Genomic DNA, 24,245 nt, shown 5'->3' with positions numbered 1-24,245 from the left:
TTCCGACCTCCATGGACCACGTCCCGACCGACCTGCTGCTGATGCTCCTCGCCGACGCGCGCCTGCCGGTGGCGGGGCACACGCAGTCCGCCGGGCTGGAGGCCGCCGTCCAGCACGGGCTGACCAGCGTGGAGGTGCCGGCCTACCTGTCGGCCCGGCTCGCGACCACCGTGCGGGTGGAGGCCGGCACCGCGGTCGTCGCCCTCCACCGGCTGACCCACGGGCTGCCGCTCGAGCCCGTCGTCGCGGCGTGGGCGGCGCGTACGCCGAGCCACGCGCTGCGGCGCAGCTCTCGGGCACAGGGGCGCGCCATGAACCGCCTCAGCACGCGGCTGTGGGCGGACGACGCAGCCGTACTCCGGGTGCACGGGCTGGACGGCTGCCCGCGCGCCGTGGCAGTCGCCGGCGCCGCCGCCGCAACAGGCCTCGACGCGTCGTCGCTGGCTCGGCTCGTCGGCTACGACGACGTGCAGACCGTCGCCTCGGCGTCGCTCAAGCTGCTCCCCCTCGACCCTGCCGAGACCACCGCATGGGTGCACGACGCCCTGCCCGAGGTGGCCGCGGTCGCCGCGGACGTGGCCCCGCTGACCGATCCGCGCGACATCCCCGCGGCCGCAGCACCCCAGACCGAGGTGTGGGCGCAGGCCCACGCCCGCAGCACCAGGAGGTTGTTCAGTGCCTGACCCGTCCCCCGCCCAGTCCCCGACCCGCGGCCTCCGACTCGGCGTCTGCGGCCCTGTGGGCACCGGCAAGAGCTCCCTCATCGCCCTGCTGTGCCGCGAGCTCGCCGAGCGCATGTCGCTCGCCGTGGTCACCAACGACATCTACACCGACGAGGACGCCCGCTTCCTCCGGGCGTCCGGGGTGCTGGCGGCGGACCGGATCCGCGCGGTGGAGACGGGCGCGTGCCCGCACACCGCGATCCGTGACGACATCACCGCCAACCTGCTCACCGTCGAGGAGCTCGAGGAGGAGTTCGCCCCCGACCTCGTGCTGATCGAGTCAGGGGGCGACAACCTCACCGCGACGTTCTCCCCGGCGCTGGTCGACACCCAGGTCTTCGTGCTCGACATCGCCGGCGGGGGCGACGTGGCCCGCAAGGGCGGCCCAGGCATCGAGCGCGCCGACCTGTTGGTGGTCAACAAGACCGACCTCGCACCTCACGTCGGCGTCGACCGGGACCGCATGGTCGCCGATGCCGAGGCTGCCCGGCACGGGCGCTCGGTGATCGCCCTCTCCCGCACGGACCGGGCCTCCGTCGCGGCCCTGACGGCGTGGGTGACGGCCGAGGTCGCCCGGCACCGCGCGGGCGACCTCGTGCCCACCGACCCCGGCCCGATGGCGCCACACTCCCACGACCACTCCCCCGGACCGGCCGGTCGCGACCATGACCACGCTCCTGCCTGACGCGACCACGGCTCGCAGCACCACGCTCGCCGTCACGCCGGCCGACGGGCGCGTGCACGTCCGCATCGGCACCCCGGGCGACACCGGAGCTCCCTGCCTGCGACCCCTCCTGCTGGGCAGCGGCGCCCGTCACGCCCGGGTCGCGCTCGTGCCCGACGGGGCCCTGCTGCTGGCGGGCGACGCCGTACGCCTCGACGTCGTCGTCGGCCCCGGGATCCGGCTCGAGCTGGTCGAGCCGGCCGGGACCGTGGCGTTCGACATGCGCGGCGGCGACGCGTCGTGGGACGTGCGGCTGGACCTGGCGGCAGACGCCACTGTGGTGTGGGCCGGCGAGCCGTTCGTGGTGGCGTCCGGTGCCCGGGTCCGCCGCAGCACGACCGTCGACCTGGGGCCCGGGGCCCGTCTGCTGGTGCGCGAGGCGCTGGTGATGGGACGGCACGGCGAGCGCGGGGGCCACCTGGAGCAGGTGTGGAGCGCGCACGGCCACGACGGCGTGCCCCTGCTGGTGGAGCAGACGGTCCTGGACGACCGTGCGGAGCGGCCCGGGATCCTGGGCGGGCACCGTTCCATCGGCACGGTCGTCGCGCTCGGCGTGCAGGTCGACGCCGACCTGTGCGCCGACGGCCGGCTCGACCTCGAGTGCGGGGGCACGGTGTGGCGCGGCCTGTCCCACGAGGCCCACCGCGCCGTGCCCGAGGACGCGTGGCGGACCGTGCTCACCGCCGGACGTCAGAACTCGTAGCCGAACCGATCGATGTCGGCTGCGTAGACCTCGGCGACCTTCCGTCTCGAGGCGGGGGTGAAGTAGTCCCGGTAGTGGCCATGCGTGGACCGGTTGCGCCGCGGCGGCGCCTTGGGCTCGACACCGAGCCGCTGCTGCACGACCGCCAGGTCCTCGGCGAAGGTCTCGGTGCGGCCGATGAAGTCGACCTCGCACCCGTGCCCCGGCGCCTCGAGGTAGTCGATCTGCGGGCGACCCATCCGAGGCCACTCCTCCGTGCCGCGAACCACGAACTCCTCGAAGTCGGCGTACTCACCCACGGCCCGCCACATGTCGTTGCCGCGGTTCTTGACCGAGTCCGGACCACCCTCGGCGTAGCGCCGACTCCAGTCCTCGATCATCGCGTACCACGACACCATGCGTGCCCACGGGTTGCGGACGAAGCCGTAGGACCAGTACGTCGCGAGCTCCGGCTCGGAGTCGAGGATCCGCCCGAGCGGCGCGTGTCGGCCGCGACGCGGATGGACCTGCTTGCGAGCGTCGGGGCACGCGCGCCGCATGACTCCCTCTGCCGACACCCCTCCGGTCTTCGGCACGTGCACGAACAGAACCCGGTGGGAGTCGCAGACCAGCACACCTGAGGCTATCCCAGGTGCGCGGTGGGGCCTGCGGCCCCTCAGGCGTAGCCGAACACCTCGTGGTCGCGGGCGTAGAGGGCTCGCACCCGGGCCGCCACCGCATCGGTGATCTCGACGTCGCGGGAGGACAGACCACCGCCGGACCCGCTCTCCAGGGTGTGCGGGACCTCGGCCGGGAGGTCGAGGTCGAAGCGGTCGCGCAGGTCTGCCACCGCCGCCTCGAGGCCGTCCTCGAGGCGGTAGACCTGTGCCCGCGGCAGCACGAATTCGTGCTGCGGCCGCAGGTGGTTGTCGAGCACGGCCGGATTGGCCCGAAGCCTGGCGAGCACGTCGTCGGTCCAGGCCTCGACGTGGCCCGCGCTCCCCGCGTCGGCGTGCCGCTTGTTGCGCATGACGTACTCGGAGCGGAAGCGCAGCAACGGCTCGCGCACGACCAGGAAGATGGCGTCGAACCGCCCCAGTCTCAGCATCTCCGTCAGGAGCGGGGCGTGCAGGTGCTGCGGGGAGATCCGGTGCAGGCGGCTCTGCGCCGGGTGCGTGTGCGGCGTGGCCCGCAGGCCGACGTCCCAGCCCGCGCGGATGAACATCCGCTCCAGGCTCGTGCCGCCGGTCTTCGGGACGTGGACGAACAGCACGGAACGTCCGTCCCGGGTGAATATCGGCACGAGCGGGATCCTAGTGGAGCGCCTGCCCCTGCCTTCCGGGCCGCCCGACATAATCGGCCCCATGTCCGCCAGGAAGAGGAGGTGGTCGCGTCGCCCGTCGTGGGCGCCGGCCACGCCCCCCGTCGAGCCACGCCGCCCACCGCGACTGCTGACGGTCGAGGACGCGTACCTCTCGGAGGTGGCGACGGGCAGACTGGCCACCGTCCACCACCTCGACCAGTGGTTCCGCGGTGCCGTCTACGACGCCGACGACACCTTGGTGCCCTCCTCGCAGAAGGTGCTGGGCAACCCGCGCGGCAAGCGTGTGGCCGCCGACCCCGAGCGAGTCGCCCGCCGTGACGACGCCGAGCAGCTGACCGGCACCTGGCTCTACGGCGGCACGTGGGCATCGGTCTACGGCCACTTCCTCGTCGAGACCCTGACGACACTCTGGCCGACGCTCGAGCAGCGGCCGGTCGGGCTGGTCTTCCACTCCAGCTTCGGCCGGCACCGCCGTGCCGACTGGCAGGACCGGCTGCTCGAGCTGGCCGGGTGGGGCGACCTGCCGGTCCACGTCGTCGACCGCGCACGCCCCGCCCGCGCGGACCGCCTCGTCGTGCCCGGTCGCAGCGTCTCGCTCCACGCGTGGGCGCATCCCGAGGCCCGCGACGTCTGGCAGCGCGTGGCCGCCGGGTTCCGCGACCTGGACGGTCCCGAGCGCGTCCACGTCTCCCGCACCGCGCTCAACGCGGCCCGCCGCGCGAACGGTCACCGACGTCCGATCCGTACGTCGGCCGAGGAGGACCGGGCGCTGGACGAGGTCCTCGCCGGCCACGGCTTCGAGATCGTCGCCCCCGAGAGCCTCACCATCGACGAGCAGCTGCGCACGGTGGCGGGCGCGCGCGTCATCGCCGGCCTCTCCGGGTCGGGCCTGCACCAGTCGGCCTTCATGGCCCCGGGCGGTCGCGTGGTCGAGATCGGCGACGGCCGGTCGGCTGACGAGCCGGTGGCGATGCAGGTCGCGATCGACGCAGCGCTGGGGCACGAGCGATCGTTCGTCCCCGGTGGGACCGGGCCCGCCGGCCTCGAGCGCACGCTGCGGCGTCTCGGCCTCTGAGGTCGGTCAGTCGTCCTCGGCGAGGTCCTCGCCGTGCGTGCCGGGCCGCGGCGCCCACGGCAGCTCCTTGGCGGGACGGATCACGATGAGGCGGTCACCGCGGGCGAGGAGCGACACCACCGGGTCGAAGTAGCGGTAGACCTTCTCGTCCCGCACGACGGCGATCACCTGGTCGGGCAGCGACTGCGGCTGCTTGCCGACCTCGGCGACCAGCAGGTCGCGCTCGGCCACCTCGAGGCCCTCGCCGTACGTCATCAGGTCCTCCATCACCGAGCCGAGCTCCGGCGACATCGAGGAGAGGCCGAGCAGGCGGCCGACGGCGTCGGAGGACGTGATGACCGAGTTGGCACCGGACTGGCGCATGAGGGGGACGTTCTCGTGCTCGCGGACCGCCGTGACGATCCACGCGTCGGGGTTGAGCTGGCGGACGGTGAGGGTGACCAGCACGTTGGAGTCGTCGCGGTCGGTGGTGATGATGACGTGGGTGGCCTTCTCGACGCCGGCCTGGCGCAGCACGCCTCGCCGCGTGGCGTCGCCCGCGATGACCACCAGCTGGTCGCGGTTGCCGTCGGCGACCGCGACCGGGCTCGGGTCCACGACGACGATCGCGTCGCGGACGTAGCCGTTGTTGAGGAGCGTCTCGATCGCGCTGCGGCCCTTGGTGCCGTAGCCGACGACGACGACGTGCTGGTCCATCTTCTTCCTCCACCGGGAGACCCGGAACATCTCGCGTCCCTGGGAGGCGAGGACCTCCAGGGTGGTGCCGATCAGCAGGACCAGGAAGGCGATGCGAGCCGGCGTGATGACCAGCGCGTTGACCAGGCGCGCCTGCGGCGACACCGGTGCGATGTCGCCGTAGCCGGTCGTGCTGAGCGTGACGGTCGTGTAGTAGAACGCGTCGAGCAGGCTGATCTGGTTGGTGGGGTCGTTGCCGTCGCGGTAGCCCTCGCGGTCGAAGTAGACGAGCAGCACGGTGCCCACGAGGATCGACAGGGCCATCAGGACACGGCGTCCCAGCTCCCACCAGGGCGACCTGATCTGCTCGGGCAGCGACACCCGGCCCACGCTGGGCTGGTGGCTCGACGTCGACACGGTCAGGAGTCTCGCACGCCGATCCGCTCCCGCAGCCGCTGCACCGTCTCGAGCCGCGCGCGCGTCGTGCTCTTCTGCGGGAACACGGTGTCGAAGGCGGCGTTGACCGCGGCACCGATCAGCACTGCGAGCGCCAGCAGGTAGAGCCACAGCAGCACGGCGATCGGCGCGGCCAGCGGACCGTAGATCGAGCGCGACTCCGCCGCGGTCACGGTCAGCACCCACCTCAGCGTGTACGACCCCGCGATCCAGCAGAACAGCGCGAAGACGGCACCGGGCAGGTTGAAGCTCCAGTTGGTCCGTACGGGGACCGACACGTGGTAGAGGGTGGCGAGGAAGCAGATGCAGAGCACCAGGACGACCGGCCAGTAGAGCCCGTTGACGAAGTCCAGCCGTTCGGGGACGACCCGGTCGACCAGGGTCGGACCCGCGACCACCAGGGGGATGCTCACCGCGCCGGTCACCATCGCGAGGACGTAGAGCACGAAGGACAGGGCCCGGGTCGCGACGATCCCGCGGTGCCCGCCGAGGCCGTGCATGATCGTGATGGTGTCGACGAAGACGTTGAGCGCACGCGAGCCCGACCACAGGGCGAGGATGAAGCCGATCGAGATGACGTCGTAGCGTCCGCCGTCGAGCACCGTGTCGATGGTCGGCCGGATGATGCTGTTGACGGCCCGCTCCGTCAGCGCCTGGCGGGAGACCTCGAGGACCGCGTTGCGCACGTCCTCGACCTGCGTGTCGGTGAAGCGCCCGCTGACGAAGCCCACGGCGCCGGCGAGGGCGAAGACCAGCGGGGGCACCGACAGCACCGCGAAGAACGCCGCCTCCGCGGCCAGCCCGGTCACCCGGTGCCGGAGGCAGGACCCGACGGTCGTGACGATGATCCGCCAGAGGTGCTCGCGCAGGCGTCGCGCGACGGTGTCGGTCGGCCGCGGGGCAGGGGTGTCCTCCTCGCTCGCCTCGACCATGGGAGCACGCTATCGAGCCCGCGCGCCGAAGCACCGGACCCGTGCGGCGGTTCTCCCGGCGGCGTGGTCGGCGTCACCCGCGACCGCCCGGCGTCCTACGGTGGGGCCATGACCGAGGTCTCCCCCGCTTCCAGGCCCGACGCCCGCACCGCCACCAACCAGGCTCCGGCCCTCGTCGGGCACAACGTCGTGACGTCCGACGTCGCGCTCACCGAGGCGCTCACCCGCCACGGCGACGCCGACCTCGTCGCCGACCTCACCGCGCTGGGCGCGGAGGCCGGGAGCGCCGAGGCCCGCGAGCACGGCATGCTCGCCAACCGCCACCACCCCGAGCTGACGACCTACGACCGCTGGGGCAACCGCGTCGACGAGGTCGAGTTCCACCCGTCGTGGCACTGGCTGATGGAGCGCGCCGTGGGGCACGGCCTCCAGGCCGCGCCCTGGGAGGCCCAGGAGGCGGGAGACCCGTACGCCCACCTGCGACGCGCGGCCGGGTTCTTCGCCTGGTCGCAGACCGAGCCCGGCCACGGCTGCCCGATCTCGATGACGTACGCCGCGGTGCCGGCGCTGCGGGCCGACGACGCGATCGCCAAGGAGTGGGCGCCGCTGCTGGCCGCGCGCTCGTACGACCCGGGCGTGCGCACGAGGTCGACCAAGACCGGGGCGCTGGCCGGCATGGGCATGACGGAGAAGCAGGGCGGGTCCGACGTCCGGGCCAACCAGACCCGCGCGGTGGCCACGCCCGATGACGGCTGGTACGCGCTGCACGGTCACAAGTGGTTCACCTCGGCCCCGATGAACGACGTGTTCCTGGTCCTCGCCCAGGCCGAGGGTGGGCTGACGTGCTTCGTCGTGCCGCGCGTCCTGGAGGACGGCACCCGCAACCGCCTCGACGTGGTGCGGCTCAAGGACAAGCTCGGCAACCGGTCCAACGCGTCGTCCGAGCTCGAGCTGTCCGGCACGCTCGGCCAGCGGCTCGGCGACGAGGGTCGCGGCGTGCGGACGATCATCGAGATGGTCGCCGCGACGAGGCTCGACTGCGTGCTCGGGTCCGCGGCGCTGATGCGGCACGCGCTCGCCGAGGCGTCGTGGCACGTCGCCCACCGCTCGGCCTTCGGCGGCCTGCTGGTCGACAAGCCCCTCATGCAGAACGTGATCGCCGACCTCGCCGTCGAGTCCGAGGCGGCGACCGCTCTGGCGATGCGCCTGGCCGCCGCTGTCGACCGTCCGGGCGACGCGCACGAGGTGGCGCTGCGGCGGATCGCCCTGCCGCTGGCGAAGTTCTGGGTGTGCAAGCGCACGCCGGCGATGGTCGCAGAGGCGCTGGAGTGCCTCGGCGGCAACGGCTACGTCGAGGACTCCGGGCTGCCACTGATGTTCCGCGAGTCTCCGCTCAACTCCATCTGGGAGGGCTCCGGCAACGTCAACGCCCTCGACGTGCTGCGCGCTCTCGGCCGCGAGCCCGAGGTGCTGGAGGCATGGATCACCGAGGTCGGCGCCGCGCGAGGCGGCGACAGCCGCCTCGACCGTGCGGTCGACGACACGCTCGCGCTGCTGGGCGAGGACGCGGGGCTCGAGGCCGGGGCCCGTCGCCTGGCCGGCCGGATGGCGGCCTGCCTCCAGGGCTCGCTGCTGGTGCGCCACGCGCCCGCCGAGGTCGCCGACGCGTTCTGCGGCAGCCGGTTCGGGGCGTCGTACGGCGGCACCTTCGGCATGCTCACCAGCGGCTCCCTGCGCGAGGTCGTCGACCGGGCCACCCCGACCGTGTGATGTCGACGGCGTGACCCTCGTCAGGGCCTTCCTGACCGGTTCGCCTGCGCGAGCGCCGCGGACGACCTAGCGTTGTCCCTCGACCAAGGGAGATGACCGTGTCCAGCAAGGGCAGCACGTTGTTCACCGTCGGCACCCTGCTGCGACACGCACAGGACGCCGGCGCTCCGGTGCGACTCCTCGTGCAGGGCAGGTGGCTCGACGGCCGCATCGTCGGCGCCGACGGCCTCGGCGTGGTCCTCGACGACGGCAACGCCCAGCAGGTGCTCGTACGCCTCGACTCCATCGTCGCGGTCAGCTTCTCGCGTGCCGACATCGACGACGACGCCGGCGAGGAGGCGCGCGCCCACGGCCGGCGGCAGCGCGACCCCATCGAGGCGGGACCGGTCGGCGGCAGCGCCGCCTGAGCGGTCCACACCACCCGGCCCGGATTCCGCAGGGCCGTCGCAGATCTCTCGAAGGCCTTCCGGACACTGGTCCGATCGCGGGCGTCGATCCCGGCCGCGGGTCTACGGTCCCCACACCCGCACCACGTTGGGGTGCGTGCGGGGTGTGCCTTGTGGGGAGGTCGCGATGACGAAGATCTCGAGCACGATGCTCAGCGTGGGGACGCTGTTGCGGAGGGCTGAGGACACCGGTGCCCGGGTGAGCATCCTGGTCCAGGGGACCTGGCTGGAGGGCCGGGTGATCGGGTGCGACGGGCTCGGCGCCGTCCTCGACGACGAGGACGGCCAGGCGCTCGTACGCCTCGACTCGGTGACGGCGGTGAGGTTCCAGCGTGCCCAGGTGGAGAACGGTGCCTTCGCCGAGGCCCGGGCCCACGGTGGCGGGGCGACCGGCCCGATCGAGGCGGGCCCGGTCACGGTGCCCCACCCCTCGCGCGGTGAGCAGCGCTTCCTCACCGCAAAGCCGTACTAACCACCTCGCGCGCCTCGTCCTGCACCTGGGCGAGGTGCTCGGGGCCGCGGAACGACTCCGCGTAGATCTTGTAGACGTCCTCGGTGCCACTGGGGCGCGCGGCGAACCACGCGGACTCGGTGGTGACCTTGAGCCCGCCGATCTTCGCGCCGTTGCCGGGCGCCTCGGTGAGCTTGCCGGTGATCTGCTCCCCCGCCAGCGAGATCGCGGCCACGTCGTCGGGTGACAGCGCGCCGAGCTTGGCCTTCTCCTCGCGCGACGCGGGGGCGTCGATGCGGGCGTACGCCGGGTCGCCGTGCTGGGCAACCAGGTCGGCGTAGTGCTCGCTCGGCGTCTTCCCGGTGGCGCCGAGGATCTCGCTGGCCAGCAGCGCCAGCAGCAGCCCGTCCTTGTCGGTGGTCCAGGTCGAGCCGTCGCGGCGCAGGAAGGACGCGCCCGCGGACTCCTCACCGCCGAAGCCGAAGGAGCCGTCCATGAGGCCGGGCACGAACCACTTGAAGCCCACCGGGACCTCGACGAGCGGCTTGCCGATCGACGCGGCGACCCGGTCGATCATCGAGCTCGACACGAGGGTCTTGCCGATGCGCGTCGACCCGGGCCAGCCGGGGCGGGCGCCACCGAAGAGGTGCGCGATCGCGACGGCCAGGAAGTGGTTGGGGTTCATCAGGCCGGCGTCGGGGGTGACGATGCCGTGCCGGTCGGCGTCGGCGTCGTTGCCCGTCGCGATCGCGTACTCGTCCTTGCGACCGACCAGCGAGGCCATCGCGTGCGGCGAGGAGCAGTCCATCCGGATCTTGCCGTCCCAGTCGAGCGTCATGAAGCGCCACGTGGGGTCGACGAGCGGGTTGACCACCGACAGGTCGAGCCGGTGCCGGTCGGCGATCTCGCCCCAGTAGGCCACGCTCGCCCCGCCCAGGGGGTCGGCGCCGATCCGCACGCCGGCGTCGCGGATCGCGTCGAGGTCGAGCACGGTGGGCAGGTCGTCGACGTAGGTGCCGAGGAAGTCGTAGGAACCGACGGCCGCGCGCGCCTTCGCGAACGCGACGCGGCGCACGCCGGCGATGTTCCCCCGGATCAGCTCGTTGGCCCGAGCCGCGATGACGGAGGTGGCGTCGGAGTCCGCGGGGCCGCCGTGGGGCGGGTTGTACTTGAACCCGCCGTCCTGCGGCGGGTTGTGAGACGGGGTGACGACGATGCCGTCGGCGAGCCCGGCGCCGGTCGTACGCCCCTGGTTGGCGCGCAGGATCGCGTGGCTCACCGCCGGTGTCGGGGTGAAGCCGTCGCGGTCGTCGACCAGGACGGTCACGTCGTTGGCGACGAGCACCTCCAGCGCGGTCGCCCACGCAGGCTCGGACAGCGCGTGGGTGTCGCGGCCGATGAACAGCGGCCCGTCGTAGCCCTGCTCCTTGCGGTAGTCGCAGATCGCCTGCGTCGTCGCCGCGATGTGGACCTCGTTGAAGGACGTGGTCAGCGACGTGCCGCGATGCCCGCTGGTGCCGAAGGCCACCTGCTGGGTGACGTCGTCGGGATCCGGCTCGTGGTCGAAGTAGGCCGTGACGAGGTGGGCGACGTCCACCAGGTCCTCGGTGCGGGCGGGCTGTCCGGCTCTCTCGTGGGTGGCCATGGCCCCATCTTGGTGGGTCCGGCTAGTCCCGTCGAGAAAGCCGGGCCCTGCTGTCGATCGGGGCGGGGTCGGTCCGTCAGAGTGGTGGGGCCGCAACCGGTGGCCCCGCTGCCCCAGAGGAGATCCGCATCCATGAGCCGCTACCTGATCCTGCTCCCCGCACCAGAGGCCGAGTGGGCAGACCTGCCGTCCGAGGAGCACGACAAGGGGCACCGCTCGCACGTGCAGTTCCAGCAGGACCTGGTGGCGGGCGGCCACGAGCTGCTGGTCGCCGGCCCGCTGGAGTCCTCGGACCGTGCGACGTCCATGCGGCCCGGTGCCGACGGCCAGGCGCTCGTGACCGACGGTCCCTTCTCCGAGACGGCCGAGCAGGTCGTCGGCTTCTACCTCGTCGACTCCGGCGACGAGGCCGACCTGCGAGCCGCCTGCCAGCGCTTCGCGACCCGGGGCGAGCACATCGAGTTCCGCCGCATGGCGGAGTGAAGGAGGTCTGTGATGACTGAGTACGTCGTGCTGCTGATGGGCGACGCCGATCGCTGGTGGACCGAGACCACGGACGAGGAGAAGCGCGAGGCGTACGCCGCGCACGAGCGGTTCTCCCAGCAGCTGGCCGCACGCGGACACAAGGTGACGGGGGGCGCCGAGCTCCACCGAGCCTCCGAGGCGCGGACGATCGCGCCGAACGCCACCACGGTGACCGACGGCCCCTGGGCCGAGAGCGCCGAGCAGGTCGGTGGCTTCTACGTCGTGGAGAGCACCGACCTCGAGGACCTGATGGAGGTCTGCCTGATCCTGGCCGCCACGGGCGATGCCGTCGAGGTGCGCCGCTGCGTCCAGCCCGAGGAGCGTGCGTCGTGAAGTACCTGGTCCTGCTGATCGGCGACGGCGCGGAGAAGCCGTGGCCCGAGCAGACGGAGTCCGAGCAGGCGGCGGCCATGGCGAAGTTCGGCGAGTTCGACCGAGCCTGTCGGGACCGCGACGGCGTCGAGCTGCTCGCCGGAGAGGCGCTGGGCGACTCCGCCCACGCCACCGTCATGCGCACCTCGACGGACGGGCGGGTCGCCCTGACCGACGGTCCGTACGCCGAGGTGATCGAGGGCATGGGCGGCTTCTACCTGCTCGAGGCCCCCGACCTCGACGTCGTGGTCGAGCTGCTGCGGGTGCTGCCCCCCTACGACATCCAGATCCACCCGACCGTCGAGGTGACGTCCTGAGTCCGTCGGACCCCGAGCTCGAACGGGTCGTGCGCGAGGAGTGGGGACGCCTGGTCGCCCTGCTCCTCTCGCAGTTCCGTCGCATCGACCTCGCCGAGGACGCCCTCGGCGACGCCGTCGAGGCGGCCAGCCGTACGTGGCCCGTCGACGGCGTCCCGGACAACCCCGCGGGCTGGCTGATGACCGCGGCGAAGCGACGGGTCGTCGACCGCTTGCGCACCGAGGCGGTGGCCGCGCGCAAGCAGCAGCTGCTCCTCACCGACGCCGAACGCCACCAGGAGGGGGCGCGCACCATGGCCGACAGCGGCAGCCTCGTCGAGGACGACGTGCTCCGGCTGGTGCTGATGTGCGCCCACCCGGCGCTCGCGCCGGAGTCGGCCAGCGCGCTGAGCCTGCGCCTGGTCCTCGGTGTCCCGACCAGCGACATCGCCCGGCTCTTCCTCGTGCCGGCGCCGACGATGGCGGCCCGGATCACCCGTGCCAAGAAGCGGATCGTGGGCGCGGGCATCCCGTTCGCGGTGCCCGACGCCTCCGCGTTGCCCGGCAGGCTCGACACGGTCGCCCAGACGACGTACCTCGCCTTCACGGCCGGCTACGCCCCGGGCACCGGCCCGGACCTGCTGCGCGCGGAGCTGTCGGGCGAGGCGATCCGTCTGGCGCGGGTGGTGCTGGGGCTGCGCCCCGATGAGCCGTCGCTACTGGCGCTGCTCGCGCTCATGCTGCTCCAGCACTCGCGCCGCGACGCCCGGGTCAGCGACGGCCGGCTCGTGCTCCTCGCCGAGCAGGACCGCACCCGCTGGCACCACGACGAGGTGGCCGAGGCGACCCGCCTGCTGGCCGCCCCCTGCCTCGGCGGCCCCGTGACACCGCTGACCGCGTCGTACGTCCTCCAGGCGCGCATCGCCGCGGAGCACGCCACCGTGGCCAGTGCGGCGGAGACCCGCTGGGACCGGATCGTCGGCCTCTACGACCTGCTGCTGCAGATCGCCCCCTCCCCCTCCGCGCGACTGGCCCGTGCGGTCGCGGTCGCGGAGGACCGCGGCGCAGCCGCGGGCCTTGATGCGCTGGAGGGCCTGGAGATCCCCGACAGCCACCGTCCGGCCGCAGTGCGCGCCGAGCTGCTGTCGCGGGCCGGCGAGACCGACGCGGCGCGCGCGGCGTACGACCAGGCGATCGCGGCGTGCCGCAACGACGTCGAGCGCGCCTTCCTCACGAGCCAGCGGGACGGGCTGGGCTGAGCCTCGCCGGTCAGTCCTCGGGCACCGACTGCTGCTTGGCGAGGACCGTGAGGCCCTCGTCGACCACGAACCCGCGGGCCCGGTCGGCCTCGTGGTCCACGCCGATCTGGACGCCCGGCGGAACGACGACGCCCTTGTCGATGATCGCGTTGCGCACGACGGCGCCCTCGCCGATCCAGACGCCGTCCATCAGCACGGAGTCGGACACCTCGGCACCGTCCTTGACCCACACTGCGGGCGAGAGCACGGACTGGTTCACCGTGCCGCCGGTGACGACGACGCCGGGCGAGAGGATCGAGTTGAAGGTCGACACGCCCGCGCCGCTGGCGCCCTCGACGAGCTTGGCCGGCGGGTGCGGCCCATAGCTGGTGTAGATCGGCCAGGCCTTGTTGTAGAGGTTGAAGACCGGGAGCGGTGAGACCAGGTCCTTGTGGGCGTCGTAGTAGGACCGCATCGTCCCGACGTCGCGCCAGTAGCCGCGGTCGCGGTCGGTCGCGCCCGGGACCTCGTTGTCCTTGTAGTCGTAGACCGCGGACTCGGACTTGTCGACGAACCACGGCACGATGTCGCCGCCCATGTCGTGCTTGGACTGCTCGCGGTCCGCGTCGCGGGTGACCGCGTCGACCAGTGCGTCGGCGGTGAAGACGTAGTTGCCCATGCTCGCGAGCACCTCGTCCGGCGAGTCGGGCAGGCCGACCGGGTCGGTGGGCTTCTCGAGGAAGGCCCGGATCTTCTGCGGGCTGGCCGGGTCGACGTCGATCACGCCGAACTGGTCGGCGAGGCCGATGGGCTGGCGGATCGCGGCGACCGTGCAGCCGGCGCCGGACTCGACGTGGTCGGCCACCATCTGCGAGAAGTCCATGCGGTAGACGTGGTCGGCACCGACCACCACCACGATGTCGGGCTGCTCGTCGGTGAGCAGGTTGAGCGACTGGAAGATGGCGTCGGCACTGCCGAGGTACCACCGCTTGCCGACGCGCTGCTGGGCCGGCACCGGGGTGACGTAGTTGCCGAGGAGGTTGGACATCCGCCACGTCGTGGTGACGTGGCGGTCGAGGCTGTGGGACTTGTACTGGGTCAGCACGACGACCTTGAGGTAGCCGGAGTTGACGACGTTGGAGAGCGCGAAGTCGATGAGGCGGTAGATGCCGCCGAACGGCACCGCCGGCTTGGCCCGGTCGGCCGTCAGCGGCATGAGGCGTTTGCCCTCACCTCCGGCGAGGACGACGGCGAGCACCTTCTTGCGCGGGGGCGTGATGGCCATGCGACGAAACTAGCCGTCCGCGGGTGCGCGGTCGACCTCCCTCGCCATGGCGTTCTCAGGCTAGGTTCGGCCCATGCGCATCGACGTCCTCAGCAAGGAGTACCCCCCGGAGGTCTACGGCGGAGCGGGCGTGCACGTCGCCGAGCTGGTCCGCGCACTGCGGGTGCTGCCCGACGTGGACGCACGCGTGCGGTGCTTCGGCGCGCCGCGGTCGGAGGCGGGCACCACGGCGTACGCCGAGCCGTCGTCGCTCGCAGGGGCCAACGCGGCCATCCGTACGCTCGGCGTCGACCTCGCCATGGTCGACGACTGCGCCGGGGCCGACCTCGTGCACTCGCACACCTGGTACGCCAACATGGCCGGCCACCTCGCCGGCCTGATGCACGGCATCCCCCACGTCGTCAGCGCCCACTCCCTCGAGCCGATGCGGCCCTGGAAGGCCGAGCAGCTCGGCGGCGGCTACGCCCTGTCGAGCTGGGCGGAGCGCATGGCGTACGAGGGCGCCGCCGGCATCGTCGCGGTCAGCGCGGCGATGCGCGACGACGTCCTGCGCAGCTATCCGTCGGTCGACCCGGCTCGCGTGCACGTCGTGCACAACGGCATCGACACCACCGAGTGGTCGCCGGTCGCGAACCCCGACCGCGTCCGCGAGCTCGGCGTCGACCCCGACCGGCCGAGCGTCATCTTCGTCGGCCGGATCACTCGCCAGAAGGGCCTGCCGCTCTTCCTCCGCGCGGCTGCCGCGCTCCCGCCCGACGTCCAGCTCGTGCTGTGCGCCGGCGCGCCCGACACACCGGAGATCGAGGCCGAGGTGCGCGGGCTGGTCGAGGAGCTCGCTGCGACCCGCTCGGGCGTGGTGTGGATCGCCGAGATGCTCCCGCGCCCCGACGTGGTCGCACTGCTGACCGCGGCCACGGTGTTCGCCTGCCCCTCGATCTACGAGCCCCTCGGCATCGTCAACCTCGAGGCGATGGCCTGCGAGACCGCCGTCGTCGCCACCGCCACCGGCGGAATCCCCGAGGTGGTGGTGCACGGTGAGACCGGCTGGCTGGTGCCGATCGACCAGGCCACCGACGGCACCGGCACCCCGCTCGACCCGGAGCGCTACGTCGCCGACCTCGCCGCCGCGCTCACCGACGCGGTCAGCGACCCCGACCGCGCCCGGGCGTACGGCGCGGCCGGTCGCCGGCGTGCCGAGGAGTCGTTCAGCTGGGGCTCGATCGCCGCGCGGACCCTGGAGCTCTACCGCTCGCTCGCGTAGACGCGCGGACAGAACCCCTGCCGCCGGGCGAGTCGTACGCTCAGCTGGGTGGTGGCGAGCGTCCGTGGCGCAGGGAGCGCCAAGGTGCGGCGGATCGCGGAGCAGGCCGATGCTCGCGCTGCGAACCCGTTCGAGTCCGTGACGAGGGCGATCTGCCTGCAGGTCGCTGGGCTCCAAGGACGTCCGGCGTTACACCCTGCTGGCCGCCGACGGCTGGACCGTCCTTCGGTTCACCTGGGACGACGTGATGATGTGGCCGACCTGGGTGCGCGAGGTCCTGTACCGGACGGTCGGCGTAGACACGCGGACGGAACCTCTGGCGGCGTGGCCGGTCGCCGCGTGACGCCACCCACGGCGCGACGTTGTGCCCGCGCGTCTACGTAGACCCGATCAGCTGAGGACCAGGCCCGGGTAGAGCGGGTGCTTGTCGAGCATCTCGGCCGACCGCTTGGTGACGCGGTCGGCGACGCCGTCGCCCAGGACGTACGACGCCTTGCTGGGCCCGCCCGCCTTGGTCGTGCCCGCCTCGGTGTTGCTGAGCACGTCGACGATCAGCTCGGCGACGGTGTCGAACTCGTCGTGGCCGAAGCCGCGGGTGGTGAGCGCGGGCGTGCCGAGCCGGACGCCGGACGTGTACCAGGCGCCGTTGGGGTCGGCCGGGACCGAGTTGCGGTTGGTCACGACGCCCGCGTCGAGGAGAGCCGACTCGGCCTGGCGGCCGGTGAGACCGAAGGACGACACGTCGAGCAGGACGAGGTGGTTGTCGGTTCCGCCGGTGACGAGGTTGGCGCCGCGGGTCAGGAACCCCTCGGCCAGGGACTTCGCGTTGTCGGCGATGCGCTGGGCGTAGGCCTGGAAATCGGGGGTGCGTGCCTCGGCGAAGGCCACGGCCTTGGCGGCCATGACGTGCGAGAGCGGGCCGCCGAGGACCATCGGGCAGCCGCGGTCGACGTCGGCGGCGAACTCCTCCTGGGCCAGGACCATGCCGCCGCGGGGGCCGCGCAGCGACTTGTGCGTGGTGGTGGTCGTGAAGTGGGCGTACGGGACCGGGTTCTCCTCGCCGGTGAAGACCTTGCCGGCCACGAGGCCCGCGAAGTGCGCCATGTCGACCATCAGCACCGCACCGACCTCGTCGGCGATCTCGCGCATCTTCGCGAAGTTCACCCGGCGGGGGTAGGCGGAGTAGCCGGCGACGAGGACGAGCGGCCTGAACTCGCGCGCCTTGGCGGCGACGGCGTCGTAGTCGAGCAGCCCGGTCTCCGGGTCCGTGCCGTACTGCTGCTGGTGGAACATCTTGCCGCTGATGTTGGGGCGGAACCCGTGCGTGAGGTGACCGCCGGCGTCGAGCGACATGCCGAGCAGCCGCTGGTTGCCGAAGTCGTGGCGCAGCGTCTCCCAGTCGGCCTCGGTGAGCTCGTTGACGTTCTTGGCCTGGAGCTTCTCCAGGTAGGGGCTCTCCACCTTGTTGGCCAGGATCGACCAGAACGCCACGAGGTTGGCGTCGATGCCGGAGTGCGGCTGGACATAGGCGTACGGCGCTCCGAAGAGCTCGCGGGCGTGCTCGGCGGCGAGCGACTCGACGGTGTCGACGTTCTGGCAGCCGGCGTAGAAGCGGTGACCGACGGTGCCCTCGGCGTACTTGTCGCTGAACCAGGTGCCCATGGTCATCAGCACGGCGGGCGACGCGTAGTTCTCCGAGGCGATCAGCTTGAGCGAGGCCCGCTGGTCGGCCAGCTCCTGGCGGGTCGCCTCCGCGATGCGGGGTTCGACCGAGGCGATGACCTCGAGGGCCTGCGAGTACGCACTGCTGATCAGGGAGTCCGTCATGGCCCCAGCCTAGGGCCCGCTCGCGCGTGCGCGCTCGCGGCCCGCGGGCGCTGGACACCGGGACGGGAACCCCGTAGGCGCGTGGGGCGTTGGACCCGCGTGGCCCTCCCTTCCCTGATCGACCAGGCCGAGCGGCTCGTCCGCCTCGGCGTCCACGACGTCGCCGGGATCCCCGCCGACCGGCTGCGCGAGCTCGCTGCGCACGGCCCCGCGGACGGCCTCCTCGTGACCTCCGCCCCGGCGTCGGCCCTCGCGCCCTTGCTGCGCCGCGCGGGGGGCCACGAGGAGAAGGACGGCTTCGTCGTCGAGGACATGACCGACGTCGACCTCTTCGCCCCCACCGACGACGTGCCGGCAGCCCCGTACGTCGCGCTCGGCCTCGACCGCGGCGACGCCTACCTCGACCGGACGCCGGCCGAGTCGGTCCCGGAGCTGCTCGCCGCTGGGCGCTCGCCCGTGACCCTCGCCGAGGGCCTGCACTGGGTGCTCCAGGAGCCCGGCGTCCTCGAGCGCAACGCCTGCTTCATGACGCCCGGTTCGCGTCTGCGGCGGGCCGACGGGTCGTACGACGCCCGCACGCCCGCGCTGTGGATCAGCAACGGCACGGGGCGCGACGGCCGCGAGCGCCGGGACGCCGTGAAGCTCGGGTGGTGCTGGTGGGGCAACCGGCACACCTGGCTCGGGATCGCCTCCTGCGGCGAGCGCCGACCCGTGTGACCTGGGCCGCACCCGGCCCGCGCGCCTCGCGTGGGGGCGGGCTGACGTCTCACATGGTGGTTCTAGGTCCCACATGCCGAGATTTCGTCTTGTGGATCAGGTGTCCACTCCCTGAGACTTCTTGACATGGTCTCCGCCTCCACCCACACACACCTCGTGGTTCGACGTCACGTCGACCTCATGCGTGTGGGCAGCGCGACCTGTTGGCATCGCTGACGCCGCCCGCCCCAACACCCCTTCCGCGCCCAACGTCGCGCGCGGCACACATTCAGCGAACAGGAATCTCCTGACATGCCCGACCTCCGGTTCAAGCCCCAGGCCGCCCAGAACACCGAGATCCCGCGCCCGAAGCGCGCCGAGGGTCAGTGGGCGCTCGGCTACACCGAGCCGCTCAACAAGAACGAGCAGTCCAAGAAGGACGACGACCCGCTCAACGTGCGCGATCGCATCCTCCACACCTACTCGCGCCGCGGCTTCGACTCCATCGACCCGGCCGACCTGCGCGGTCGCTTCCGCTGGATGGGTCTCTACACCCAGCGCGCCCCGGGCTTCGACGGCGGCAAGACCGCCCAGCTCGAGGAGGAGGAGCTCGACGACCGCTTCTTCATGATGCGCGTCCGCACCGACGGCGCGATCCTCGACGGCCCAGCCCTGCGCGCGCTCGGCGAGGTGTCGACGGCGTACGCCCGCAACACCGCCGACATCACCGACCGCAACAACATCCAGTACCACTGGATCGAGATCGAGAGCGTCCCGGCGATCTGGGAGCGCCTCGAGGGCGTCGGCCTCACCACGCTCGAGGCGTGCGGCGACAGCCCGCGCCCCTTCCTCGGCTCCCCCGTCGCCGGCATCGCCAAGGACGAGATCATCGACGGCTCCGAGGCCCTCGGCGAGATCAAGCGGCGAATCCTCGGCAACCCGGACTACTCCAACCTGCCGCGCAAGTTCAAGACCGCGTTGACCGGCCACCCGAGCCACGACGTCGCGCCCGAGGTCAACGACGTGTCCTTCGTCGGCACGGTCCACCCCGAGCACGGCCCGGGCTTCGACCTGTGGGTCGGCGGCGGGCTGTCGACCAACCCGATGCTCGCGCACAAGCTCGGCGTCTGGATCCCCGTCGAAGAGGTCGCCGACGCCTGGGAGGGCGTCGCCGGCATCTTCCGCGACTACGGCTACCGCCGGCTGCGCTCCAAGGCCCGCCTCAAGTTCCTGCTCGCCGACTGGGGCAAGGACAAGTTCCGCGAGGTCCTCGAGAACGAGTACCTGCACCGGCAGCTCGTCGACAACCCCTCCCCCGAGGCGCCCGTGCAGCAGGGTGACCACATCGGCATCCACGAGCAGAAGGACGGCCGCTTCTACGTCGGCGCCGCCCCCGTCGTGGGCCGCATCGACGGCACGACGCTCAGCGGCCTCGCCGACCTCGTCGAGTCGTACGGCGCCCGCGGCGCCCGCCTGACCGCCTACCAGAAGCTCGTCGTGATCGGCGTCGCAGCCGAGGACACCGAGGCCTTCGCCGACGACCTCGAGAAGATCGGGCTGACCGCCCGCCCGAGCAACTGGCGCCGCTCCACGATGGCGTGCACCGGCATCGAGTTCTGCAAGCTCGCCATCGTCGACACCAAGGAGCGGGCACGTCGCCTGGTGACCGAGCTGGAGAAGCGCTTCCCCGACCTCGACACCGACATCTCGGTCAACGTCAACGGCTGCCCCAACGCCTGCGCCCGCACCCAGGTCGCCGACATCGGCCTCAAGGGCCAGCTGGTCATGGACGACAACGGCCAGCAGGTCGAGGGCTTCCAGGTGCACCTCGGCGGGGCCCTCGGGCTCAACCCGGCGATGGGCCGCAAGCTGCGCGCCCACAAGGTCACCAGCGCCGGCCTCGACGACTACGTCACCGCGGTCGTGTCGGCGTACCTGTCCGACCGCACAGACGGCGAGCGGTTCGCCGCGTGGGTCGCCCGAGCCGACGAGGCCCTGCTGCGCGGGGAGCCGGTGGCGGTCTGATGTCCGAACGTGCGGTGCCCTTCCACTGCCCCTGGTGCGGGGACGAGAACCTCTTCCCGCGCGAGGGTGCGGGCGCCTGGGAGTGCCGCTCGTGCCTGCGCAGCTTCACCGTCCAGATGACCGGCATGATCCCGCACCCCGGCAACGGAGGAGGCACACCATGAGTCTCTCGACCCGAGCCGCACGCGACTTCAAGGGCACCCACACCGCGGGACGTACGCCCGAGGAGCTGCGCGAGCTCGTCTCCCACGTGGGCGCCGAGCTCGAGCTCGCTCCCGCCGAGGTCATCATCGAGTGGGCCGTCGCGACCTTCGGCGACCGGTTCGCGATCACCTCGTCGATGGGCGACGCCGTGCTGGCGCACCTCGCCTCCAAGGTCGCGCCGGGCATCGACGTGGTCTTCCTCGACACCGGCTACCACTTCGTCGAGACCATCGGCACGCGTGACGCCGTCGAGGCGACCCTGCCGGTCACCCTGCGCACCGTCACCCCGGCACAGACGGTCGCCGAGCAGGACGCGCAGTACGGCAAGGACCTCTACAAGACCGATCCCGACCTGTGCTGCGCGTTGCGCAAGGTCAAGCCGCTCGCCGACACGCTCGCCGAGTACGACGCGTGGGCCACCGGGCTGCGCCGCGCCGAGACGCACAACCGCGTGATCGCCCCGGTCGTCGGCTGGGACGCGCGCAAGGGCAAGGTCAAGGTCTCCCCGCTGGCCCGCTGGAGCGACGAGCAGGTCGAGCGCTACATCCAGGACAACGGGGTCCTGGTGAACCCGCTCGTCCACGACGGCTACCCCAGCATCGGCTGCTGGCCCTGCACGCGCCGCGTCGCTCCCGGCGACGACCCGCGCAGCGGGCGCTGGGCCGGCACCACCAAGACCGAGTGCGGCATCCATGCCTGACTCACTCCCTCAGCCCAGCGCTTCGAGACGGTCGCTGCGCGACCTCCTCAGCACGAGCGACAACGTCGTCGCACCCACCCAGCACGACCGCACCACCACTCACGATCGGAGGCACCCCTGATGGCTGCTCCTGCTCTGGTTGCCCTGGCCCACGGAAGCCGGGACCCGCGATCCGCCGCGACGATCAAGGCGCTCGTCGCGGAGGTCAAGGCCATGCGCCCCGACCTCCGCATCGAGACGGCCTTCCTCGACCTGTCGAAGCCGTCCTTCGACACGGTCGTCGACCGGCTCGTCAAGGCTGGCCACGACGAGATCGTCGTGGTGCCGTTGCTGCTCACCGAGGCGTTCCACGCCAAGGTCGACGTCCCCGAGGCGATCGCGGCGGCCATGGCCCGGCACGAGGGCGTACGGATCCAGGCGAGCCGCATCCTCGGCATGGAGACCGCGTTCCTCGAGGTCCTCGACGTCCGGCTGCGCGAGGCGCTCAAGGCGGCGCGGGTCCGCGAGCTCGACGCCCTGGTGCTCGCCGCCGCCGGCTCCTCCGACCCGCTCGCCAACCAGGCCGTCGCCCGGATCGCCCGCACGTGGGGCGCGCGGCACCGGCTCCCGGTCACGGCCGCGTTCGCCTCCGCGGCACCGCCGGCCGCCGGCGAGGCCGTGCGCGCCTTCCGCTCCGCGGGCAAGCGCCACATCGCGGTCGCGTCGTTCTTCCTCGCCCCGGGCCGGCTGCCGGACCGTGCGACGGAGCTCGCCGTCGAGGCCGGCGCCGTCGCCGTCTCCGACCCGCTGGGCGCGCACCCGGCCGTCGCGCGCGCGATCCTCGCCCGCTACGCCGTGGGCGCGGTGGAGCTCGTGCCTGTCTGAGACGAGCAGCGGCGCGCGAGGTACGAGCGCGACGCGTGGGCTCGGCCAGATTGAGCAAGCGACGCGACTGAGGAACGAAGTCGCACGAGCGCGTCGAAATGAGACGAGCAGCGGCGCGCGAGGCACGAGCGCGACGTGATCCCTCACAGGTGCTTGAGCGCCTCGCGGCGCGACAGCCCACTGAGTCGGTCGGCGTGGGTCCGGACGAACGTGCGGACCCACGCCGGGTCCGTGCGCGCGTGCTGGCGCAGCGCCCACCCGAGCGCCTTGCGGACGAAGAACTCGCGTCCGTACGCCGTGTCGTCCAGGTTCGCGACAAGGACGCGGCCGAGCAGGTCGGTGTCGGTGCGACCGGCGTGGCGCAGCTGCGCGAGCATCGCCGTGCGACGGACCCACAGGCTGTCGGCGTCCACGGACCAGGCGTCCATCACCGGGGTCGTCGCGGCGCGGTGGTCGAGCAGGACCTGGCCGACGAGGTGCGAGGCGATCTCGTCGACCACGTCCCACCACGCGCCCGTGCGCACGAGCGTCTCGAGCAGGGGCAGCAGGTCGGGGTCGAGCCACGGCCGGTAGGCCCGGTAGCGCAGCAGCGCGATCGCGGCGTACCACTCCTCCCGGTGCTCGGCGTCCTCCCACAGCTCCAGCACCGCGTGCTCCCACTGGGCCCGGTCGACGAAGCGGTGCTCGGCCAGCAGCGGGCGCAGCAGGGCGCTGAGCGCCGGGGCGCGCAGGCCGACGTAGGGCAGCTCCGACTTCATGTAGGCCTGCTGCTGAGCAGCCCTGGCCGGGTCCCCCACCTCGGCCAGGGCCGCCCGCACAGCCCCCACGTAGGTCATGGCGGCATCCTCGCAGCCGCCTCCGACAGCGTCAGGGACGAGCCTCGTAGACGTGGTTGAACGGGGTCTCGGCGACGCGGCGGAAGCGGGTGAACCCCGCGTCGGTCACCACCTGGCGGATCGCGGCCCCTCCTGCTTGGGCTCCCAGCGCGTAGCCCCCAGGCTGGGACACGGCGTTGGGCACGCACAGGAAGGTCGAGAAGCCGTAGAAGACGCGGCCGACCGGGTTGAGGTTGTCCGCGACCGTGTCCCCCGCCGCCGGCTCGACGATCATCCACGTGCCGTCGGCGGCGAGCGAGCGACGGACGTGCTGCGCGGCTCCCAGCGGGTCGCCCATGTCGTGGAGGCAGTCAAAGGTCGTGACGAGGTCGAGGTCGTGGTCGGCGAGGGCCTGCGCGCCGGCCACGTCGAAGCGCACGCGGTCGGCGACCCCGGCCTCCTCGGCGCGGGTGCGGGCCGCCTCGATGGAGCCGGCGTGGTAGTCGGACCCGACGAAGGTGCTCGCCGGGAACGCCTCGGCCATCAGGACCGTCGACGCGCCGTGGCCGCAGCCGAGGTCGGCGACGCGCGCCCCGCGCTCGAGCTTGGCGCCCACCCCGTCGAGCGCCGGGATCCACTCGCTGAGCAGGTGCATGAGGTACCCGGGCCGGAAGAACCGCTCGCAGCCGGTGAAGACGTCCTGGTCGTGCTGGTGCCAGCCGTAGCCGGCGCCGGTGCGGAAGGCGTGCTCGATCTCCGGCAGCGCCTTGAGCGCGCCCAGCGCGAGCTCGAAGGCGCCGGGCAGGAAGACCGGTCCGGCGGGGTCGGTGAGCGCGAACGCCTTCTCCGGCGTCATGGAGAACGTCCCCGTGACGGCGTCGTGCTCGACGTAGCCGCCGGCCGCCTGGCCGCGCAGCCATTCCTCGACGTAGCGCGGGTCGGTGCCGGTGGCGGCGGCGAGCGTACGGGCGTCGGCCGGTCCCTGGGCGAGCGCCCGGTAGAGGCCGAGGCGCTCTCCGAGCAGGACGTTGCCGGCACCCACGGTGGCGCCGAGGTCGCCGACGAACGCGCCGACGAACGCCATCAGGGCGTCCATGTCGATCGGGGGCGCCGCCGGAGCGGCTTCCGCTGCTGCTGCCTGGTCGATGGTGGTCATCTGGGTCTCCCTCTTCGGGCATCCCGGGTGGATGCTGTCAGGTGAGGGTGCGCGGCGCCGGTTGCGCTGCGATTGCAAC

At 72.4% G+C, this 24,245-nt stretch carries 27 protein-coding genes; 18 read left to right on the top strand and 9 right to left on the bottom strand.

Features of this window, described 5'->3' with window-relative positions; genetic code table 11:
• Positions 1 to 11: 11 nt before the first annotated feature.
• Genes EXE59_RS17190 through EXE59_RS17180 form a run of 3 tightly spaced genes read left to right on the top strand, consistent with a single transcriptional unit; the run spans position 12 to position 2,149 of the window.
• Entirely contained in the window at positions 12 to 683 is a 672-nt protein-coding gene (locus EXE59_RS17190; RefSeq protein ID WP_246056857.1) for an urease accessory protein UreF, read from the top strand.
• Positions 676 to 1,407 (top strand): urease accessory protein UreG, encoded by a 732-nt coding sequence (gene ureG / locus EXE59_RS17185; RefSeq protein ID WP_135839997.1) that lies wholly within the window; start codon positions 676 to 678, stop codon positions 1,405 to 1,407. The genes EXE59_RS17190 and ureG overlap by 8 nt, the downstream gene beginning before the upstream one ends.
• Complete coding sequence (locus tag EXE59_RS17180) at positions 1,388 to 2,149, top strand: urease accessory protein UreD (protein WP_135839996.1); 762 nt, start codon at positions 1,388 to 1,390, stop codon at positions 2,147 to 2,149. Before ureG ends, EXE59_RS17180 begins: the two co-directional genes overlap by 20 nt.
• Here the strand turns inward: EXE59_RS17180 and EXE59_RS23885 are convergent.
• Both EXE59_RS23885 and EXE59_RS17170 read right to left on the bottom strand, forming a co-directional pair.
• Positions 2,137 to 2,724, bottom strand: coding sequence for a sulfotransferase family 2 domain-containing protein (locus EXE59_RS23885; protein ID WP_168218571.1), 588 nt, complete (start codon positions 2,722 to 2,724; stop codon positions 2,137 to 2,139). The two genes, EXE59_RS17180 and EXE59_RS23885, sit on opposite strands and share 13 nt — an antisense overlap.
• A gap of 80 nt (positions 2,725 to 2,804) precedes the next feature.
• Complete coding sequence (locus EXE59_RS17170; RefSeq protein ID WP_168218570.1) at positions 2,805 to 3,431, bottom strand: sulfotransferase family 2 domain-containing protein; 627 nt, start codon at positions 3,429 to 3,431, stop codon at positions 2,805 to 2,807.
• 61 nt (positions 3,432 to 3,492) lie between these two features.
• On the opposite strand from EXE59_RS17170, the gene EXE59_RS17165 reads away from it, so the two are divergent.
• Positions 3,493 to 4,527 (top strand): glycosyltransferase family 61 protein, encoded by a 1,035-nt coding sequence (locus EXE59_RS17165; RefSeq protein WP_168218569.1) that lies wholly within the window; start codon positions 3,493 to 3,495, stop codon positions 4,525 to 4,527.
• 6 nt (positions 4,528 to 4,533) lie between these two features.
• On the opposite strand, the gene EXE59_RS17160 is transcribed toward EXE59_RS17165, so the two are convergent.
• On the bottom strand, positions 4,534 to 5,526 hold the full coding sequence (locus EXE59_RS17160) for a potassium channel family protein (RefSeq protein ID WP_135841360.1): 993 nt from the start codon (positions 5,524 to 5,526) through the stop codon (positions 4,534 to 4,536).
• A 95-nt stretch (positions 5,527 to 5,621) separates the two neighbouring features.
• Positions 5,622 to 6,590, bottom strand: a complete 969-nt coding sequence (locus tag EXE59_RS17155) for a YihY/virulence factor BrkB family protein (RefSeq protein ID WP_135839992.1) — start codon at positions 6,588 to 6,590, stop codon at positions 5,622 to 5,624.
• Positions 6,591 to 6,698: 108 nt separating this feature from the next.
• On the opposite strand from EXE59_RS17155, the gene EXE59_RS17150 reads away from it, so the two are divergent.
• The 3 genes from EXE59_RS17150 (at position 6,699) to EXE59_RS17140 (ending at position 9,278) form a co-directional block, all read left to right on the top strand.
• Positions 6,699 to 8,360, top strand: a complete 1,662-nt coding sequence (locus EXE59_RS17150; RefSeq protein ID WP_135839991.1) for an acyl-CoA dehydrogenase family protein — start codon at positions 6,699 to 6,701, stop codon at positions 8,358 to 8,360.
• A 98-nt stretch (positions 8,361 to 8,458) separates the two neighbouring features.
• A complete protein-coding gene (locus EXE59_RS17145; protein WP_135839990.1) occupies positions 8,459 to 8,767 on the top strand; it encodes a hypothetical protein in 309 nt (102 codons plus the stop codon).
• Between the two features lie 166 nt (positions 8,768 to 8,933).
• Positions 8,934 to 9,278 carry a hypothetical protein gene (locus EXE59_RS17140; protein ID WP_135839989.1) on the top strand — a complete coding sequence of 115 codons (345 nt, stop codon included), beginning with the start codon at positions 8,934 to 8,936 and terminating at the stop codon, positions 9,276 to 9,278.
• On the opposite strand, the gene pgm is transcribed toward EXE59_RS17140, so the two are convergent.
• The gene (pgm, locus tag EXE59_RS17135) at positions 9,259 to 10,902 is read right to left on the bottom strand and encodes a phosphoglucomutase (alpha-D-glucose-1,6-bisphosphate-dependent) (protein WP_135839988.1); all 1,644 of its coding nucleotides are present in this window, start codon (positions 10,900 to 10,902) and stop codon (positions 9,259 to 9,261) included. The two genes, EXE59_RS17140 and pgm, sit on opposite strands and share 20 nt — an antisense overlap.
• Positions 10,903 to 11,034: 132 nt before the next feature.
• Between pgm and EXE59_RS17130 the strand changes: the two genes are divergently transcribed.
• From EXE59_RS17130 to EXE59_RS17115, 4 genes are read left to right on the top strand one after another with little or no spacing between them, the layout of a single operon-like run.
• Positions 11,035 to 11,385: a YciI family protein gene (locus EXE59_RS17130; RefSeq protein WP_135839987.1), complete on the top strand. Its 351-nt coding sequence runs from the start codon at positions 11,035 to 11,037 to the stop codon at positions 11,383 to 11,385.
• Positions 11,386 to 11,397: 12 nt separating this feature from the next.
• The gene (locus tag EXE59_RS17125) at positions 11,398 to 11,760 is read left to right on the top strand and encodes a YciI family protein (protein WP_135839986.1); all 363 of its coding nucleotides are present in this window, start codon (positions 11,398 to 11,400) and stop codon (positions 11,758 to 11,760) included.
• The gene (locus EXE59_RS17120; protein ID WP_135839985.1) at positions 11,757 to 12,116 is read left to right on the top strand and encodes a YciI family protein; all 360 of its coding nucleotides are present in this window, start codon (positions 11,757 to 11,759) and stop codon (positions 12,114 to 12,116) included. The genes EXE59_RS17125 and EXE59_RS17120 overlap by 4 nt, the downstream gene beginning before the upstream one ends.
• 29 nt (positions 12,117 to 12,145) lie before the next feature.
• Positions 12,146 to 13,354, top strand: coding sequence for an RNA polymerase sigma factor (locus EXE59_RS17115; RefSeq protein ID WP_246056854.1), 1,209 nt, complete (start codon positions 12,146 to 12,148; stop codon positions 13,352 to 13,354).
• Positions 13,355 to 13,364: 10 nt separating this feature from the next.
• On the opposite strand, the gene glgC is transcribed toward EXE59_RS17115, so the two are convergent.
• Positions 13,365 to 14,612, bottom strand: coding sequence for a glucose-1-phosphate adenylyltransferase (gene glgC, locus EXE59_RS17110; protein ID WP_425464541.1), 1,248 nt, complete (start codon positions 14,610 to 14,612; stop codon positions 13,365 to 13,367).
• A 79-nt stretch (positions 14,613 to 14,691) separates the two neighbouring features.
• Here glgC and glgA point away from each other — a divergent pair, with 79 nt between their 5' ends.
• Positions 14,692 to 15,879, top strand: coding sequence for a glycogen synthase (gene glgA, locus EXE59_RS17105; protein WP_135839983.1), 1,188 nt, complete (start codon positions 14,692 to 14,694; stop codon positions 15,877 to 15,879).
• Between the two features lie 390 nt (positions 15,880 to 16,269).
• Here glgA and EXE59_RS17100 read toward each other — a convergent pair whose 3' ends face one another.
• The gene (locus tag EXE59_RS17100) at positions 16,270 to 17,706 is read right to left on the bottom strand and encodes a glycine hydroxymethyltransferase (RefSeq protein WP_135839982.1); all 1,437 of its coding nucleotides are present in this window, start codon (positions 17,704 to 17,706) and stop codon (positions 16,270 to 16,272) included.
• A gap of 99 nt (positions 17,707 to 17,805) precedes the next feature.
• Here EXE59_RS17100 and EXE59_RS17095 point away from each other — a divergent pair, with 99 nt between their 5' ends.
• The 6 genes from EXE59_RS17095 (at position 17,806) to EXE59_RS17075 (ending at position 22,195) form a co-directional block, all read left to right on the top strand.
• On the top strand, positions 17,806 to 18,423 hold the full coding sequence (locus tag EXE59_RS17095; protein WP_210429052.1) for a DUF5701 family protein: 618 nt from the start codon (positions 17,806 to 17,808) through the stop codon (positions 18,421 to 18,423).
• Between the two features lie 126 nt (positions 18,424 to 18,549).
• On the top strand, positions 18,550 to 18,639 hold the full coding sequence (locus EXE59_RS25145) for a putative leader peptide (protein ID WP_372461825.1): 90 nt from the start codon (positions 18,550 to 18,552) through the stop codon (positions 18,637 to 18,639).
• Between the two features lie 75 nt (positions 18,640 to 18,714).
• Positions 18,715 to 20,427: a nitrite/sulfite reductase gene (locus EXE59_RS17090; RefSeq protein WP_135839980.1), complete on the top strand. Its 1,713-nt coding sequence runs from the start codon at positions 18,715 to 18,717 to the stop codon at positions 20,425 to 20,427.
• Positions 20,427 to 20,591 (top strand): Insertion element protein, encoded by a 165-nt coding sequence (locus tag EXE59_RS17085; protein ID WP_135839979.1) that lies wholly within the window; start codon positions 20,427 to 20,429, stop codon positions 20,589 to 20,591. Before EXE59_RS17090 ends, EXE59_RS17085 begins: the two co-directional genes overlap by 1 nt.
• Positions 20,588 to 21,331, top strand: coding sequence for a phosphoadenylyl-sulfate reductase (locus EXE59_RS17080; RefSeq protein ID WP_135839978.1), 744 nt, complete (start codon positions 20,588 to 20,590; stop codon positions 21,329 to 21,331). Before EXE59_RS17085 ends, EXE59_RS17080 begins: the two co-directional genes overlap by 4 nt.
• A 120-nt stretch (positions 21,332 to 21,451) precedes the next feature.
• The gene (locus EXE59_RS17075) at positions 21,452 to 22,195 is read left to right on the top strand and encodes a sirohydrochlorin chelatase (protein WP_135839977.1); all 744 of its coding nucleotides are present in this window, start codon (positions 21,452 to 21,454) and stop codon (positions 22,193 to 22,195) included.
• Positions 22,196 to 22,338: 143 nt separating this feature from the next.
• Here the strand turns inward: EXE59_RS17075 and EXE59_RS17070 are convergent, their stop codons facing one another.
• Both EXE59_RS17070 and EXE59_RS17065 read right to left on the bottom strand, forming a co-directional pair.
• Positions 22,339 to 23,031, bottom strand: a complete 693-nt coding sequence (locus EXE59_RS17070) for a DNA alkylation repair protein (RefSeq protein WP_135839976.1) — start codon at positions 23,029 to 23,031, stop codon at positions 22,339 to 22,341.
• 31 nt (positions 23,032 to 23,062) lie between these two features.
• The gene (locus tag EXE59_RS17065) at positions 23,063 to 24,166 is read right to left on the bottom strand and encodes a class I SAM-dependent methyltransferase (protein ID WP_210429051.1); all 1,104 of its coding nucleotides are present in this window, start codon (positions 24,164 to 24,166) and stop codon (positions 23,063 to 23,065) included.
• Positions 24,167 to 24,245: the final 79 nt, after the last annotated feature.

This window comes from Nocardioides eburneiflavus (assembly GCF_004785795.1).
GTDB classification, from domain to species: Bacteria; Actinomycetota; Actinomycetes; order Propionibacteriales; family Nocardioidaceae; genus Nocardioides; species Nocardioides eburneiflavus.
The sequence above is the reverse complement of the archived record's forward strand: the minus strand, read 5'-3'. Positions and strand labels throughout refer to the sequence as shown.

Excerpts from the sequence above, each read along its gene's own strand:
- EXE59_RS17160 (WP_135841360.1), bottom strand. The coding sequence starts at position 5,526 with ATGGCCCTGTCGATCCTCGTGGGCACCGTGCTGCTCGTCTACTTCGAC.
- EXE59_RS17075 (WP_135839977.1), top strand. The coding sequence starts at position 21,452 with ATGGCTGCTCCTGCTCTGGTTGCCCTGGCCCACGGAAGCCGGGACCCG.
- EXE59_RS17090 (WP_135839980.1), top strand. The coding sequence starts at position 18,715 with ATGCCCGACCTCCGGTTCAAGCCCCAGGCCGCCCAGAACACCGAGATC.
- EXE59_RS17150 (WP_135839991.1), top strand. The coding sequence starts at position 6,699 with ATGACCGAGGTCTCCCCCGCTTCCAGGCCCGACGCCCGCACCGCCACC.
- EXE59_RS17165 (WP_168218569.1), top strand. The coding sequence starts at position 3,493 with ATGTCCGCCAGGAAGAGGAGGTGGTCGCGTCGCCCGTCGTGGGCGCCG.
- EXE59_RS17140 (WP_135839989.1), top strand. The coding sequence starts at position 8,934 with ATGACGAAGATCTCGAGCACGATGCTCAGCGTGGGGACGCTGTTGCGG.
- EXE59_RS25145 (WP_372461825.1), top strand. The coding sequence starts at position 18,550 with ATGGTCTCCGCCTCCACCCACACACACCTCGTGGTTCGACGTCACGTC.
- EXE59_RS17190 (WP_246056857.1), top strand. The coding sequence starts at position 12 with ATGGACCACGTCCCGACCGACCTGCTGCTGATGCTCCTCGCCGACGCG.
- EXE59_RS17125 (WP_135839986.1), top strand. The coding sequence starts at position 11,398 with ATGACTGAGTACGTCGTGCTGCTGATGGGCGACGCCGATCGCTGGTGG.
- EXE59_RS17180 (WP_135839996.1), top strand. The coding sequence starts at position 1,388 with ATGACCACGCTCCTGCCTGACGCGACCACGGCTCGCAGCACCACGCTC.
- EXE59_RS17085 (WP_135839979.1), top strand. The coding sequence starts at position 20,427 with ATGTCCGAACGTGCGGTGCCCTTCCACTGCCCCTGGTGCGGGGACGAG.
- EXE59_RS17155 (WP_135839992.1), bottom strand. The coding sequence starts at position 6,590 with ATGGTCGAGGCGAGCGAGGAGGACACCCCTGCCCCGCGGCCGACCGAC.
- EXE59_RS17130 (WP_135839987.1), top strand. The coding sequence starts at position 11,035 with ATGAGCCGCTACCTGATCCTGCTCCCCGCACCAGAGGCCGAGTGGGCA.
- glgA (WP_135839983.1), top strand. The coding sequence starts at position 14,692 with ATGCGCATCGACGTCCTCAGCAAGGAGTACCCCCCGGAGGTCTACGGC.
- EXE59_RS17070 (WP_135839976.1), bottom strand. The coding sequence starts at position 23,031 with ATGACCTACGTGGGGGCTGTGCGGGCGGCCCTGGCCGAGGTGGGGGAC.
- pgm (WP_135839988.1), bottom strand. The coding sequence starts at position 10,902 with ATGGCCACCCACGAGAGAGCCGGACAGCCCGCCCGCACCGAGGACCTG.
- EXE59_RS17080 (WP_135839978.1), top strand. The coding sequence starts at position 20,588 with ATGAGTCTCTCGACCCGAGCCGCACGCGACTTCAAGGGCACCCACACC.
- EXE59_RS17065 (WP_210429051.1), bottom strand. The coding sequence starts at position 24,166 with ATGACCACCATCGACCAGGCAGCAGCAGCGGAAGCCGCTCCGGCGGCG.
- EXE59_RS17100 (WP_135839982.1), bottom strand. The coding sequence starts at position 17,706 with ATGACGGACTCCCTGATCAGCAGTGCGTACTCGCAGGCCCTCGAGGTC.